Origin of the sequence: Streptomyces sp. NBC_00859, assembly GCF_045161865.1 — a bacterium.
GTDB lineage: Bacteria > Actinomycetota > Actinomycetes > Streptomycetales > Streptomycetaceae > Streptomyces.
The window spans coordinates 4,045,573-4,057,799 of record NZ_CP108826.1; the positions used below are offsets into that span (position 1 = coordinate 4,045,573).

Genomic DNA, 12,227 nt, shown 5'->3' on the forward strand with positions numbered 1-12,227 from the left:
TCAGACTCGCGGATGGGCCCGTAGTCCGTCCACCGAATTCCGCGATGTCCGGCGCGCTTGACGGTTGTTCCGTCCACGCGCGGTCGGGCCCCACGGTTTCAGCACCGAGACGGCTGTCATGAAGAAGTACGCGGTGGAGGCGACGGTGGGCGCGGCGACCAGACTCGGGTCGGGGAGCCCGGCCGCGGCAGCCCCGTTGATCTGTGGCCGGAGGGCGAAGGAGGAGGCGGCGAGGGTGACCACGGTCAGCCAGAACTTGATCCAGACCCAGTGGTAGCGGGCCAGGCCCCACGGTGTCCCCAGGGAGAGCACCACTCCGCTGATCAGAGCGACCAGACCGACCGGGATGACCAGCCAGTCGCCGAAGACCTTCATCGACCGGTACGCGGCCTCGGTGACCGGCAGGCTGTCGCAGGTGTACGCGGTGACCCCGAGTGCGAGCAGCCCGACGGTCAGGCCGAGCCAGCCCACCGAAACGGCCACATGGACAACGAGGGCACCCCGGCGTACGGAGCGAGTCAGAGGTTTCACGTGAAACACGGTGACGCGAATCCCGGCCCGGGGCGTCTGCCCAGGGGAGTAAGTGGCTGTACTAGCCTCGGCGTACATGGCTCGCTTGCATCTCTTCGACCTCGACGGAACGCTCATCCGCGGTTCGGCCGCGCCGGTGGAGATATCCCGCCAGCTGGGGCTGGGGAAGGAGATCGGCGTACTGGAGCGGGACCTGGTCGCAGGGCGGATCAGTTCACCGGAGTACGCGGTGGAGGTGCACGCACTCTGGTCCGGGCTCACCACGGAACATGTGGCGGCTGCATTCGACGCCGCACCATGGCTCGCCGGAATCCGGCAGGTCTGGCGGGACATCCGGGAGCGTGGCGACTACTGTGCCGTCATTTCGCTCTCGCCGTCGTTCTTCGTGGAGCGGCTGCTCGGCTGGGGTGCGCATGCCGCGCACGGTTCGCGCTTCCCGGAGGTTCCGTTCACCAGGCCGGTGGACCCGGCGGGCATTCTCAGCGCGGCTGCGAAGGTCCGGATCATGGACCGGCTCTGCACGGAGTTCGGCCTCGGGCGGGCCGACTGCGTCGCTTACGGGGACTCGATGTCGGACGTGGAGCTCTTCGGTGCGGTTTCCCGGTCGGTCGCGGTGAACGCGGACAGTCATGTGACGGCGCTGGCCACGCACCACTACGGGGGCGGTGACCTGCGAGAGGCGTACGCGCTCGTCGCCGGGACCGACGGAAACTGACGGCCCGGACCAGGACAGGCGGAACCACTGGTGCCCGCCGGGCCCTGTTCCCGCACTCAGGAGCTCACCCCAGGTCTGTGGCCTGGAGGGCCCGGACCCCTTCGATGTTCCCGTCCAGATAGTGCCGCAGTGAGAGCGGGACCAGATGGACGGCTGCGATCCCGACCCTGCTGAAGGGCACCCGGACGATTTCGTATTCGCCGCAGGGCTCTTCGATTTCCGGTCCGTGCCGAAGGGCCGGGTCCATGGACGCCAGCCGGCAGACGAAGAAGTGCTGTACCTTCACGCCCGCCACCCCACCGCCCTCGGGGATGTGCTCGACGGTGTCGACGAAGCAGGGCACCACGTCGGTGATCTTCGCGCCGAGTTCCTCGTCGATCTCGCGGTGCAGGGCTTCGACGACGGTGGAGTCCTCTGCCTCCACACCGCCGCCGGGTGTCACCCAGTACGGTTCCACGCCGGGTTTGGTCCGCTTGATGAGGATCAGGTGGTCGCCGTCGAGCAGCACGGCGCGGGCGGTGCGCTTGACCACTGGACGTTCGGTCATGCAAGGAGGTTGGCCCGTGAGAGCGGTCCCGAAACTCATCAGCCGCCCCGGAACTGCCCCTCAGGACCAGTCGGATGCAGCACGAAGCAGCCACTCCTGGGCTCGTGCGATGTGTGGGAGCGCGAGCGTTCCGGTGCGAACGGCGAGGAAATAGGTGCGCAGCGGTGGCACAGGCGGATCCAGAAGCGCCACCAGCTCGCCCCGGTCCAGGGCGTTCTCGCACAGATAACGCGGCAGTACGGCGAGTCCTGCCCCCGCCACCACAGCCTGCTGAACGGCCCGCAGGTCGGGGGCCACGACCGCACCTGTGCCGGAAGGGCGCGCGTCGAAGACGGCGCTCCAGTAACGGGATACGAAGGGCAGCGACTCATGGACCTCCACCACCGGCATGTCCTTCAGCACTGAGGGGCCGCTGCGCCGCAGCGTCCCGGGGCCGATCCGGGCGGCCCAGCGGGGGGAGGCGACCAGGACGTGTTCCTCGTCGCAGAGCGCGGTGGCGGTGAGGAGTTCACCGCGTGGTCTCGCCGTGGTGATCGCGAGGTCGTGGTGCCCCGCTCCGAGGCCGTCCAGGGTCTCCTCGGTATTGCCGAACGAGGCCCGTAGCGCGACGCCCTGCGGGATCAGGGAGGTGAGCGCGGGCAGGGCGCGTACGGCGGTGAACTCGGGAGGCCCCGCGAGGTGCAGTGTGCGGGCCCCCGCCTCCTCGTCGATCCCCGCCTCGGCGATCTCGACGAGTGCGTCCAGATGCGGTGCGGCGCGGTGGGCGAGTTCGTCCCCGATGGTTGTCGGGGTGACGCCACGGGCCCGGCGCAGGAACAGCGGTCGCCCCAGCTGGCGCTCCAGAGTACGTATCTGGCTCGTCACCGCCGGCTGCGAGAGTCCGAGGAGTGCGGCGGCGCGGGTGAAGGACCCGGCCCGGTGCACGGTGACGAAGGTGCGGAGCAGGGCTATATCCATGTCCGACCCGTCCCGTTCTGGCTGCGGTGGAGAAGTTCTCGTCCGTGGTCCAACTATAAATATGTCGATAGGTCTCTGCCGCTACTGTGATTGGACACTGACGCAGAGTCAACTAGCCTTGTGCAGGCGGTTCTTCGCGCGTTGACCGGGGAACCGGGACGGTCCGAGCCATGAGGGGGGAGGCTCGGACCGTCCGCAGTGCCTACGCATGCCTACGCAGTGCCGTCCGTGCGGCCAGGAGCCCTGCTACTGCTGCTGCGCGGCTTCATCCAGGGCCCTCAGCACGTCCGCCACCAGATCCTGGGTGTCCTCGACGCCCGCGGAGAAGCGGATGAACCCATCCGGAACGGCGTCGCCGCCCCAGCGTCCGCGGCGCTCGGCAGTGGAGCGGACACTTCCGAAGCTGGTCGCGTCGTCGGCCAGCTGCAGTGCGTCGAGGAAGCGCTCCGCATGGGTTCGGCCGGGCAGTACGAAAGAGACCACACAGCCGAAGCGGCGCATCTGGCCGGCCGCCGTGGAGTGCGCAGGGTCCGACGGCAGCCCCGGGTGTCGAAGCCCGCTGATCTCCGTGCGTCCGCCGAGCGCCTCGGCGAGTGCCAGGGCGTTCGCGGACTGCTGGTCGGCGCGCAACTGGATCGTGGCAAGTGAGCGGTGCGCGAGCCACGCCTCCATCGGTCCGGGGATCGCTCCGACGACCTTGCGCCACTTCCGAACCCGCGCCGCGAGTTCCGTGTTGCGGCAGGTGACATAGCCGAGCAGGATGTCGCCGTGCCCGGTGAGGCCCTTGGTGCCGCTGGCCACGGAGAAGTCCGCGCCGAGGTCGAGGGGCCGCTGTCCGAGCGGGGTGGCGAGGGTGTTGTCGACCGCGACCAGCGTCCCGCCCGTGTGCGCGGCCGCCGCGAGCCTGCGTACGTCGCAGACGTCAAGACCCGGGTTGGAGGGGGTCTCGATCCACAGCAGCCTGGCCCCGTCCAGGACATTCAGCTGGGCATCGCCGCCGGTCGGTGCGGTGCGCACCCCGACGCCGTACGCCTCGAGCTGTTCCCGTACGAGAGGCAGTGCCTGATATCCGTCGTCCGGGAGCACCACCGTGTCGCCCGCCCGGACCTGGGAGAGCAGAACGGCTGACACGGCTGCCATTCCGGAGGAGAAGACCACCGTCTCGGCCGGTTCGTCCGGTGATTCCAGCTCGCTGATGGCCGCTTCGAGGTGCGTCCAGGTCGGGTTGGTGTCGCGTCCGTAGGTGTAGGGACCGGTCGGCTCGCCCGGCAGGTGGTAATGGGCGGCGAAGACCGGTCCGGGCAGGGTCGGTTCGTACTTCACCGGTGCGGGCAGCCCCGCCCGCACCGCTCGCGTTCCGTCTCCGGTGCTCATGACGGGCCTCAGTCCTCGTCGGGCATGACGACGTTCAGTGCCCACGACACGATCGAGATGATCAGACCACCGAGTACAGCGGTCCAGAACCCGTGGACATGGAAGGTGAGGTCGAGCTTTCCGGACAACCAGGAAGTCAGCAGCAGCATCAGAGCGTTGATCACCAGAGTGATCAGCCCCAGTGTGAGGATGAACAGCGGGAAGGCGATGAGCTTCACGACCGGCTTGACCAAGAAGTTCACCAGGCCGAAGACCAGGGCCACGATGATCAGGGTGGCCGTCTTGCGTCCCACGGAGTCGCCGCCGAGCGTGATGTCCTGGAGGAGCCAGATGGCTACGAAGAGGGCTGCCGCATTGGCGACCGTCTTGACTACAAAATTCTTCATGTGTCTGATCGTGGCAGACATGATCGGTACGAGTGCAGGGGCTGACGGGCGATGAAAGCATTCCGGCTGGACGAACTGGAGGCGGAGCGTGCCGTCAACGACGGCGCGTATCTGCAGTTCCTGCGCGAACGGAACATGTCGGTGGGGCTCTACGCGCTGGACGCGGGCGGGACGGACCGCCAGCAGCCGCACGGCCAGGACGAGGTGTACTTCGTGGTCAGCGGCCGGGCGTCGATCACGGTGGGTACGGAGACGACCGAGGTCGCCCGCGGCGGGGTGGTGTACGTGCCGGCCGGGGTGGCGCACAAGTTCCACCACATCTCCGAGGACCTGCGGGTTCTTGTGGTGTTCTCTCCGCCTGAGAGCTGAGAGCTGAGAGCTGAGAGCTGAGGGCTGAGAGCGGGAGGCCGGAGAGCCGCTGTCCCGTAGGGGACGGATCAGGGGAGTCCAAGGGCTGCGCGGCCTCCGCCGGGGCACCTGGCGCCTTTAGCATCGACAGCAGACACCCGGAGCGGCCGGTGTGGTCCAGGAAGATCCAGAAGGATCCGGAAAGAGGTAAGGGCGATGGCGGTCCGAGAGATTTTCGCGGGAATGCCGTGGTGGGTGAAGTGGGTAGCGGTGCCCGTCCTCGTGCTGCTCGTGTTCGGGGGCCTCATCGCGACCGTCATCGGGTTCGTGATCGGGCTGCTCTTCAAGGCTCTGCTCCTCGTGGCGCTCGTCGCCGGACTGATCTACGTCGTACGCAAGTTCACCTCGTCGTCCTCCTCGCGGAACGACTGGTAGAGCGAGTGACCGGTAGAACCGGCGACCGGTAGAACGAACGCCCGGTGCAAAAGGCTGCCGAGCGGCAGCGGCCGGCTGCCGGGCGGGACCACCACGTCCTCTCTGCGCGGACAGAGCGTGGGTCAGCGGTGAGATACCTCTGCCGCTTCTGCGGCGAAATGGCCTGAAAGGCACCGACCGGCGAAGTTTGCCCGGCGGGCCCACGGGGGAGCCCCGCCGGGCAGCTCACCCGGGATGAGGGGCTGCCCCTCCCCGCCCCTGCCTCCTGCGGAACGGAACCGGCGCGCCGCGCTGGTCGATTCACCGATCTGCCGACGGGACGCGCTCGGGGTTCCGATTTATTTTGAGGTTTACCGCGAGGGTGAGATCGACCTCGCAGAGGTCGCCTGCGCTCCCGCCGCGCCCACTGCCGAGCAGGGGGAGGACCGCCGCGAAACCGGTCATGCACACGCCCTTGGGTGGCATCTGACGGGTGGGTTCGCCGAAGCACCCAGAGATCATTCCGGCCGTCGTCCGGCGCGTCCGCCGACCCGCCATTCGGTACCTGACCGGTGCGTCATGCTGCGAAGACTCGCCGTTGCCGAACGTCTGGGACCGGTCGCCGAACAGCAGGTGCGTGCACTCCGAAACGTGTGCGCGGCCACCCCGGTCACGACGGTTTCAGGCCCCGAAGCGATGGCCTTTTCCGGCCCGTCCACGAGCGAGCGTGGTCGCTCGGCGCAGTCGAAACGTCACTGTTCGAGGGCATCGCTTTGCGTAGTCCGCTCGCCGTCTCTCTCAGTATTCGCCATATCACTCCTTGTGATCTGTTTGCGCTTACAGCACGATTACGTCAAGAGGGCCTGGAGAGTATTCCCGGCCATCTTGCGATCCAACACGGCGTCTACTGCGGGGTAGGGACATGCGCGAATCGGTCCAGGCAGAGGTCATGATGAGCTTCCTCGTCTCCGAGGAGCTCTCCTTCCGTATCCCGGTGGAGCTCGGCTACGAGGTGAGCGATCCGTACGCGGTCCGGATGACCTTCCATCTCCCCGGAGACGCGCCGGTGACCTGGACGTTCGGCCGGGAGCTGCTGCTAGACGGGATCAACGCGCCCACGGGCGACGGCGACGTGCACATCTCGCCGAGCGATCCGTCGGGGCTGTCCGACGTCCATCTGCGCCTGCAGGTCGGGGCCGACAGTGCACTGTTCCGGGCGGGCAGCGCTCCGTTGATCGCTTTCCTCGACCGGACCGACAAGATCGTCCCGCTCGGCCAGGAGCGCAGCCAGGGCGACTTCGACGGGCACCTGGATGACGCGCTCGGCCGCATTCTCGCCGAGGAGAACGCGGGCTGACCGCGCGCCACCCCGCTGTTCAGTGCTTACGACGGTGGCCTCCGCCGCCCCGCGTGATGCCTCCGGCGGCCGCCCGGCCCGCCCCGCGGCCGGAACGGTCGGCGGAGACCACGAGTGCGGCGAGCGCTGTCGTCACCGGTACTGACGCGACCAGGCCGATCGATCCCACCAGGGTCCGTACGATCTCCTCCGCCACCAGTTCGGAGTTGGCCACCGTCCCCACGCTGCTCCGAGCGATGGAGAAGAGCAGCAGCAGCGGCAGCGCCGCACCCGCGTAGGCCAGCACGAGTGTGTTGACGACGGACGCGATGTGATCACGGCCGATGCGGATACCCGCCCGGTAGAGACCTCGGGCCCCCATCGTGGGGTCGGCCTGGTGCAGTTCCCAGACGGCGGAGGTCTGGGTGACCGTCACGTCGTCCAGTACCCCGAGCGACCCGATGATGACGCTCGCCAGCAGCAGCCCGCTCATGTCGATGTGCGGGTACAGGCCGTGGATCAGTCCGGTGCTGTCGTCGGTGTTGCCCGTCAGGCTCGCCCAGCCGATGAAGAGCGAACCGAGCAGGCCGATCAGTATGAGTGAGACCAGCGTGCCGATGACGGCGACCGAGGTCCGCGCTGTCAGTCCGTGGCAGGTGTACAGGGCGATCAGCATGATGGCGCTCGCCCCGATCACCGCCACGACCAGCGGATTCGACCCGCGCAGGATCGCGGGCAGAATGAACAGCGTCAGCACGGCGAAGCTGACGGCCAGTGCGACCAGCGCCATCAGCCCGCGCAGTCTCCCCACCGCGACCACCACCAGCGCGAAGGCCCCGCCGAGCAGTGCCATCGGGAACTTCCGGTCCACGTCGGACACGGAGTACTGAAGTTCGCGGGGCGCGTCGGGGGCGTACGCCACGATGACGCCCTGGCCCCCGTGCAACTGCCGCGGAGAGTCCGGCTGGACGATTTCGGTGAATGTGCGGCCCTTGTCCTTGCCGCTCGACACCTCGATCTCCGCCTTCTTGCACTGGGCGTCCTTCCGGGCCGTTCCGGAACCGGCCTGCTGTTCCGCCGCGCCCGGATCCGTCCCCGCACCGGCCGTCGACGACTGACCGGCGTGCACGTCCGCGCAGTCGACCGGCACGGTCCGTACCACCTTGCCCTGCTGCGTCTGCCGGTCGAAGCCGACACCGCTGCGGGCATGGGGCGGCGCCCCACCCGGCCAGAGGACCGCGAGTCCGACAACAACCGCCGCCGCGAAGGGGATCAGCACCCCTGCGATGACCTTGCGCAGATGCTTGGAAACGGGTGCCGCCGGACCGTGGCCGTGCGTATGGCTGTGCCCGCCAGGAGCCCGTTCAGGGAGTGGTGTCACCGCCAGATCATCGCAAGAAGGCAGAGGCCCTCTGTTCAGTGAGCGGTGCGGGGCGTTAGCGTGGGGGCACCTTTGCACACGCGGGAGCTCGGAGCACCGGGCTGAGAGGGCGCTGACCAGCAGACTGCTGAGAGCTGCGCCGACCGCCGAACCTGTTACCGGGTAATGCCGGCGTAGGGAGTAGGTCTCATGACCACAGCGGATGCACGCACGCCTGCCATCGGCCAGGACGAGCGCAAGCCGGGCTGGCACAAGGGGTATGTCGCGGGCCCGGAGGGCTCGCGCGCGGACCTCAGGGTGCCCGTCAGGCAGGTGCACCTCACCAATGGCCGGGACGTGACGCTGTACGACACGTCAGGCCCGTACACCGATCCCACCGTGGACACCGATATCAGGCGCGGGCTCGCCCCGCTCCGGGAGAACTGGATCGTCGGCCGCGGCGACACCGAGGAGTACGCGGGCCGCCCGGCCCGTCCCGAGGACGACGGGATCAAGCACACATCGCCGCGCGGGGGTCTCCGGAACCTCGACGCGGTCTTCCCCGGGCGCCCCCGCCAGCCCAGAAGGGGGCGCGAAGGGCGCGCGGTCAGCCAGCTCGCGTACGCCGTGCGCGGGGAGGTCACACCTGAGATGGAGTACGTCGCGATCCGGGAGAACGTCTCCCCCGAGGTCGTACGGGAGGAGATCGCCGCGGGGCGGGCCGTGCTGCCGGCCAACGTCAACCACCCCGAGATCGAACCGATGATCATCGGGAAGCGGTTCCTGGTGAAGGTCAACGCCAACATCGGCAACAGCGCGGTCACTTCCTCCATCGAGGAGGAGGTGGACAAGATGACCTGGGCCACCAAATGGGGCGCGGACACGGTCATGGACCTGTCCACCGGGCGCAATATCCACACCACCCGCGAGTGGGTGCTGCGCAACTCACCCGTCCCGATCGGTACGGTGCCGCTCTACCAGGCGCTGGAGAAGGTGGACGGCCAGGCCGAGGAGCTGACCTGGGAGATCTACAAGGACACCGTCATCGAGCAGGCCGAACAGGGCGTCGACTACATGACGGTGCACGCCGGAGTGCTGCTCCGGTACGTGCCGCTCACCGCACGCCGCAAGACCGGGATCGTCTCGCGCGGCGGATCGATCATGGCCGCCTGGTGCCTGGCGCACCACAGGGAGTCGTTCCTGTACGAGCACTTCGAGGAGCTGTCCGACATCCTGGCCTCGTACGACGTCACCTACTCGCTGGGCGACGGGCTGCGCCCCGGGTCGATCGCGGACGCCAACGACGAGGCGCAGTTCGCCGAGCTGCGCACGCTCGGGGAACTCAACACGATCGCGAAGCGGCATGGTGTGCAGACGATGATCGAGGGCCCCGGGCACGTCCCGATGCACAAGATCAAGGAGAACATCGACCTCCAGCAGGAGATCTGCGACGAGGCGCCGTTCTATACGCTCGGCCCGCTCACCACTGACGTGGCACCGGCGTACGACCACATCACCTCCGGCATCGGCGCTGCGATGATCGCCTGGTGGGGCACGGCCATGCTCTGCTACGTCACGCCCAAGGAGCACCTGGGGCTGCCCAACCGGGACGACGTGAAGACCGGCGTGATCACGTACAAGATCGCGGCTCATGCGGCGGATCTCGCCAAGGGGCACCCGGACGCACAGCAGTGGGACGACGCGCTGTCGGACGCGCGCTTCGAGTTCCGCTGGGAGGACCAGTTCAATCTCGCTCTCGACCCCGACACGGCACGGGAGTTCCACGACGAGACGCTGCCGGCCGAACCGGCGAAGACCGCGCACTTCTGTTCCATGTGCGGGCCGAAGTTCTGCTCGATGAAGATCTCTCAGGACATCCGCCGTGAACACGGAGGAAGCCAGGAGGAGATCGAGTCGGGGATGGCCGCGAAGTCGAAGGAGTTCGCGGCGAGCGGGAACCGGGTGTACCTGCCGATCGCCGACTGACGTCGTCTCCGGCCCCGGCCGCCCCGGCCGCCCCGGCCCCCGGCTCCCGATGCGGGGGCCGGGGGCAGGCACCGGACGGGCTCATCGAGTGGGCTCCGGCCGGGCTCACTCCGGCCGGTGGTCGGGGCCGCCGAAGTCCGGACTGGTGAAGTCCGGGCTGGTGAAGCTGGGGCGTTCGTGGCCCGCCTGGCCCTCGTCCGGGCTTGCGAAGTCCGGGCGGCTGTAGCCGAGGTCGGGCATGCGGCCCGCCGCGCGGTAGGGGGCGGGTGCCGTGGGGCCGGCGCTCGGGTCGGCGAGAGCGGCGCTCAGAAACGGGACGATGCCCCGTTCCAGCAAAGCGTGGCGCCAGGCGTCCCGGGCGCGGGCGACCTCATCGGACAGCTCGTCACCCCCCTCCTCCGACTCGGGATGCACCTCGTTGGAGCCGTTGCGGAGCGCTGTCAGGAGCAGCCCGACCGCAGCGGCCAGGATGGCCGCCGCGGTGAGGGCCGCGAAGAACCAGCCGGCGGTGACCAGGGTGCTGCCGAAGGCCGGCGCGGGGTCGAGCGCCTTGAGGACGTATCCCGCCAGAAGGAAGATCACGGCAGCGGTGCCTGCCAGCACCGGGGCCAGGACGGCGAGCACGGCGGCCAGCCCGGCCCCTGCGGTGGCCCCGTCGGCGGCGGGCGAGAGGACGGAGGCGCGCACCGAGGCAGCGGCGGGCGCGCGCAGCTCGGCACGGACCTTCACGAAGTGCTCGTACTCGGCTGCCGCCGCGGCGGTGACGAGGCTGTTGGCGTCGAGGACCATGGTGCGCAGTTGCTCGCTGTTGAGCCGCTGGCCCAGGTCGGCGAGGCCGGGTCGGTCGGGCGCGGTGCGCAGTGCGTCGTCGAGGAGCCGCTCGAACTCCGGTCGGTCCTCTGTCAGCAGGTGCGAAGCGCTGTTCATGTGCATCCCCCGATGCTCCGCAGGGCCGGATCGCCCGCCTTCTGACGGCCGATGGGGCGTAAACGGAGGAGAGCCTGCTACGGATAACCCGATGGTAGAGCGGTGACGGCACGGGGTAACAGAGGGTTTCCGGAAATCGCCTCCGCCTGCGGTGTTCAGTTCGGGAGCGGGAGCTGCACCACGAGTAGCTTTCCGGCCATGGTCACTCCGCCGTCCATGGCGATGGCGAGCCCGTCCGCGTACACGTGCGGGCCTTCGATGACGGTGCGCGGACTGTCCTCACCGTCCTCGGTCCCGACTTCGCCCAGGAGGTACGGGATGGGGCTGTGGCCGTGCACGATGCGGTGGCCGCCGAAGACGCCGAGGAGTTCCTGCACGGCCTGCGGTCCGGACTCGTCGCGGAACGCGAAGCGCTTGGTGAACTTGCGGAAGAGGTCCCAGCACTCGTCGGCGTCGTTGCGGGTGAGCGTCTCGCGGACGGTGTCGTTGACTGCTTCGAGGGAATCGCCGTAGTCGAGATAGGCGGTGGTGTCGGAGTGCATGAGGAGGTGGTCGTCCTCGAGCTCCATGGCGTCGAGCCGTGACATCCACTGGAGGTGGACGTCCTGCAGCCGGTCCATGTCGGCCTTCTGGCCGCCGTTGAGCAGCCAGGCGGCCTGGAAGGTGGCGGTGCCCGCACCGGAGTTGACCGGGGTGTCGCCGAAGCGCTTGGCGCCGAGGAGCAGCAGTTCGTGGTTGCCCATGAGGGCCTTGCAGTAGCCCCCCGCGGCCGCGGCCTCCGCGGAGAGCCGCATCACGAGGTCGATGACGCCGATGCCGTCGGGACCGCGGTCGGTGAAGTCGCCGAGGAACCAGAGGCGGGCGTTGCCGGCCGCCCAGTTGCCGTCGGCGTCGATGAGCCCCTGGGCGCACAGGGCGGCCAGGAGTTCGTCGAGGTAACCGTGGACGTCACCGACGACGTAGAGCGGGCCGAGAGCCCCCTCGTTGTCCGCGGTGAGGGGCTCGGGAACGGTCCGCACGACGACCGTGTCACCGGGGCCACCGCGGCTGATGACAGGGAGGTCCCGCTGAGTCGGCGTATAGCCGTCCGGCTCCTCACCGGCGGTGTACGGCGACGCCTTCCCGGCATCGCGGACGTGCTCGGACGCGGGCAGAGGCGGTACGCGGAATTCCCGCACTGTCGCCGTCCGCATCGCGGGTTCCAGACCGGCCCCCTGAGTCATCGACCCCTCCACCACCGTCGCGCGCCGTGCACCGGTCGGACCTGCCTGGTCGGGGGGTCCGCGGTGTCGTGCGCCCATCATAGGAATGCGACTGGCACTCTGTGACGCACCAGGGGTGCCGAA

The 12,227-nt window shown here is 68.7% G+C and carries 13 protein-coding genes and 1 riboswitch; of the genes, 5 read left to right on the top strand and 8 right to left on the bottom strand.

What is annotated here, in order from left to right:
• Complete coding sequence (locus OG584_RS17330; RefSeq protein WP_405778905.1) at positions 1 to 531, bottom strand: DUF2269 domain-containing protein; 531 nt, start codon at positions 529 to 531, stop codon at positions 1 to 3.
• Positions 532 to 607: 76 nt separating this feature from the next.
• Here OG584_RS17330 and OG584_RS17335 point away from each other — a divergent pair, with 76 nt between their 5' ends.
• Entirely contained in the window at positions 608 to 1,246 is a 639-nt protein-coding gene (locus OG584_RS17335) for an HAD family hydrolase (RefSeq protein WP_405778907.1), read from the top strand.
• Positions 1,247 to 1,310: 64 nt separating this feature from the next.
• Here OG584_RS17335 and OG584_RS17340 read toward each other — a convergent pair whose 3' ends face one another.
• The 4 genes from OG584_RS17340 to OG584_RS17355 form a co-directional block, all read right to left on the bottom strand.
• Positions 1,311 to 1,793 (bottom strand): NUDIX domain-containing protein, encoded by a 483-nt coding sequence (locus OG584_RS17340; RefSeq protein ID WP_405778909.1) that lies wholly within the window; start codon positions 1,791 to 1,793, stop codon positions 1,311 to 1,313.
• A 60-nt stretch (positions 1,794 to 1,853) separates the two neighbouring features.
• Complete coding sequence (locus OG584_RS17345; protein WP_405778911.1) at positions 1,854 to 2,750, bottom strand: LysR family transcriptional regulator; 897 nt, start codon at positions 2,748 to 2,750, stop codon at positions 1,854 to 1,856.
• Between the two features lie 246 nt (positions 2,751 to 2,996).
• Entirely contained in the window at positions 2,997 to 4,124 is a 1,128-nt protein-coding gene (locus tag OG584_RS17350; RefSeq protein WP_405778913.1) for a cystathionine gamma-lyase, read from the bottom strand.
• 8 nt (positions 4,125 to 4,132) lie between these two features.
• Complete coding sequence (locus OG584_RS17355; RefSeq protein WP_405778915.1) at positions 4,133 to 4,510, bottom strand: phage holin family protein; 378 nt, start codon at positions 4,508 to 4,510, stop codon at positions 4,133 to 4,135.
• Positions 4,511 to 4,561: 51 nt separating this feature from the next.
• Between OG584_RS17355 and OG584_RS17360 the strand changes: the two genes are divergently transcribed.
• From OG584_RS17360 to OG584_RS17370, 3 genes are all read left to right on the top strand, one after another.
• Positions 4,562 to 4,879, top strand: coding sequence for a cupin domain-containing protein (locus OG584_RS17360; protein WP_405778917.1), 318 nt, complete (start codon positions 4,562 to 4,564; stop codon positions 4,877 to 4,879).
• A gap of 195 nt (positions 4,880 to 5,074) precedes the next feature.
• A complete protein-coding gene (locus OG584_RS17365) occupies positions 5,075 to 5,293 on the top strand; it encodes a DUF5326 family protein (RefSeq protein ID WP_405778918.1) in 219 nt (72 codons plus the stop codon).
• A 901-nt stretch (positions 5,294 to 6,194) separates the two neighbouring features.
• On the top strand, positions 6,195 to 6,629 hold the full coding sequence (locus tag OG584_RS17370; protein ID WP_405778920.1) for an SsgA family sporulation/cell division regulator: 435 nt from the start codon (positions 6,195 to 6,197) through the stop codon (positions 6,627 to 6,629).
• Positions 6,630 to 6,648: 19 nt separating this feature from the next.
• Here OG584_RS17370 and OG584_RS17375 read toward each other — a convergent pair whose 3' ends face one another.
• A complete protein-coding gene (locus OG584_RS17375; protein ID WP_405778922.1) occupies positions 6,649 to 7,989 on the bottom strand; it encodes a YibE/F family protein in 1,341 nt (446 codons plus the stop codon).
• Positions 7,990 to 8,059: 70 nt separating this feature from the next.
• A riboswitch (TPP riboswitch) is annotated at positions 8,060 to 8,186 on the top strand.
• On the opposite strand from OG584_RS17375, the gene thiC reads away from it, so the two are divergent.
• Positions 8,179 to 9,954 (top strand): phosphomethylpyrimidine synthase ThiC, encoded by a 1,776-nt coding sequence (thiC, locus tag OG584_RS17380; RefSeq protein ID WP_405778923.1) that lies wholly within the window; start codon positions 8,179 to 8,181, stop codon positions 9,952 to 9,954. It overlaps the preceding riboswitch by 8 nt.
• A 105-nt stretch (positions 9,955 to 10,059) precedes the next feature.
• Here thiC and OG584_RS17385 read toward each other — a convergent pair whose 3' ends face one another.
• Positions 10,060 to 10,887, bottom strand: a complete 828-nt coding sequence (locus OG584_RS17385) for a hypothetical protein (RefSeq protein WP_405778925.1) — start codon at positions 10,885 to 10,887, stop codon at positions 10,060 to 10,062.
• A 149-nt stretch (positions 10,888 to 11,036) separates the two neighbouring features.
• Complete coding sequence (locus OG584_RS17390; RefSeq protein WP_405778926.1) at positions 11,037 to 12,104, bottom strand: metallophosphoesterase; 1,068 nt, start codon at positions 12,102 to 12,104, stop codon at positions 11,037 to 11,039.
• Between the last annotated feature and the right edge of the window lie 123 nt (positions 12,105 to 12,227).

Bases quoted from the DNA above. Each gene is read 5' to 3' on its own strand.
- OG584_RS17355 (WP_405778915.1), bottom strand. From the start codon at position 4,510: ATGAAGAATTTTGTAGTCAAGACGGTCGCCAATGCGGCAGCCCTCTTC.
- OG584_RS17335 (WP_405778907.1), top strand. From the start codon at position 608: ATGGCTCGCTTGCATCTCTTCGACCTCGACGGAACGCTCATCCGCGGT.
- OG584_RS17360 (WP_405778917.1), top strand. From the start codon at position 4,562: ATGAAAGCATTCCGGCTGGACGAACTGGAGGCGGAGCGTGCCGTCAAC.
- OG584_RS17385 (WP_405778925.1), bottom strand. From the start codon at position 10,887: ATGCACATGAACAGCGCTTCGCACCTGCTGACAGAGGACCGACCGGAG.
- thiC (WP_405778923.1), top strand. From the start codon at position 8,179: ATGACCACAGCGGATGCACGCACGCCTGCCATCGGCCAGGACGAGCGC.
- OG584_RS17370 (WP_405778920.1), top strand. From the start codon at position 6,195: ATGCGCGAATCGGTCCAGGCAGAGGTCATGATGAGCTTCCTCGTCTCC.
- OG584_RS17390 (WP_405778926.1), bottom strand. From the start codon at position 12,104: ATGACTCAGGGGGCCGGTCTGGAACCCGCGATGCGGACGGCGACAGTG.
- OG584_RS17345 (WP_405778911.1), bottom strand. From the start codon at position 2,750: ATGGATATAGCCCTGCTCCGCACCTTCGTCACCGTGCACCGGGCCGGG.
- OG584_RS17350 (WP_405778913.1), bottom strand. From the start codon at position 4,124: ATGAGCACCGGAGACGGAACGCGAGCGGTGCGGGCGGGGCTGCCCGCA.
- OG584_RS17365 (WP_405778918.1), top strand. From the start codon at position 5,075: ATGGCGGTCCGAGAGATTTTCGCGGGAATGCCGTGGTGGGTGAAGTGG.
- OG584_RS17340 (WP_405778909.1), bottom strand. From the start codon at position 1,793: ATGACCGAACGTCCAGTGGTCAAGCGCACCGCCCGCGCCGTGCTGCTC.